The organism is Geobacillus sp. ZGt-1 (assembly GCF_001026865.1).
Lineage (GTDB): Bacteria > Bacillota > Bacilli > Bacillales > Anoxybacillaceae > Geobacillus > Geobacillus thermoleovorans.
The window spans coordinates 1-1257 of record NZ_LDPD01000071.1 but is presented as its reverse complement, the minus strand read 5'-3'; the positions used below and the strand labels follow the sequence as shown (position 1 = coordinate 1257).

General features: G+C 46.9%; 1 protein-coding gene and 1 pseudogene. Both read right to left on the bottom strand.

The genetic code is table 11. The features are described from left to right. Positions 1 to 135 precede the first annotated feature (135 nt). Positions 136 to 966 (bottom strand): MetQ/NlpA family ABC transporter substrate-binding protein, encoded by an 831-nt coding sequence (locus tag VU18_RS15580; RefSeq protein ID WP_014196860.1) that lies wholly within the window; start codon positions 964 to 966, stop codon positions 136 to 138. A 116-nt stretch (positions 967 to 1082) separates the two neighbouring features. Beyond that, positions 1083 to 1257 (bottom strand): annotated as a pseudogene (locus VU18_RS15575) (ABC transporter permease); the annotation flags it as partial.

The window sequence follows — 1257 nt, the reverse complement described above, 5'->3', positions numbered from 1 at the left end:
TGCTTCCATAAACCGTGGGCATTATGCATCGCGCTTGCCATCTCAAAGGCATTGAATAATAGGGGTTGATCCATGAATTTGCCCTCCCTTCAAGACTGGCGGCTCTCATGATGACGAGCCGCCGGCTGTTATGGGTCATTGTTTTTGGAACCAATCGGGCCATACGTATCCTTTGTACTTCGGATCTTCTTTGATCAATTTAGCGAATTCTTTCGATTTATAAGCGGCGATCAAATCTTTGACAAAAGGTTTGTCTTTGTCCTCCGGACGGATGGTGACGACAATCAAATAGTAATCAGGCGTTTTTTCTAAGGCGACGGCTTCGGTTAATTTTAACCCAGACGATAAGGCGAAGTTGCCGTTGATCAAGGCGTAGTCCACATCGCCCAACGCCCGCGGCAGTTGAGCGGGATCCAATGGTTTGAGAATGATGTTTTTGTGAAATTTGGCAATATCTTTTTCCGATGCTTTTGTCGGTTCGACATCTTTCTTTAGTTCTAAGAGGCCGAGCTGCTGCAGCATTGTCAGCGCCCGCGCTTGATTGACCGGTTCGTTCGGCAAGGCGATGGTCGTTCCGTCCCGAATGTCATCGAGGGACGTATGTTTTTTTGAATATAAACCGATTGGAACAGTCGGAATCGAGATCAGCGGATGCAATTTCATTTGATGTGTTTTGGCGAAGTTTTCAAGATACATTTGGTTTTGAAACACGTTGGCGTCAATTTCTTTCTGATCTAGTGCGATATTGGGCTGCACGTAATCATTGAATTCAATTAATTTCACTTTGTATCCTTTCTTTTCTAGATAAGGCTGAATGGCTTCGCGGATTTGATCGCTGTATGGACCGGCGGTGGCGCCGATCGTGATCGTTTTCTTTTCCTCTTGTGCCGAGGAAGAGGATGATGAGCAGCCTGTTGCTCCGAAGATCAATACAATAAGGGCGAATAGAAAAGAAAAACGCTTCATGAACGATTCCTCCTCATAAAAAAGGTTGGTCAATGCCTCAAAAAGGCAGCCCATTATCGGTTGAAAGCGAGGCTAGTGTTGCTTGACGGAACAGGCGCTTCGCTCATGCGAAACGTTTATCGCTTATCGATCCAGCGGGCGATCGAGTCGCCGACAAACTGGACGACCTGCACTAAGCAGAGAAGAATGATAATCGTTGTGATCATCACCGTGTTGTCGTATCGATAATAACCAAAACGAATGGCTAGATCCCCCACACCGCCGCCTCCGACAATGCCGGCCATCGCTGAG

Excerpts from the sequence above, each read along its gene's own strand:
- VU18_RS15580 (WP_014196860.1), bottom strand. The coding sequence starts at position 966 with ATGAAGCGTTTTTCTTTTCTATTCGCCCTTATTGTATTGATCTTCGGA.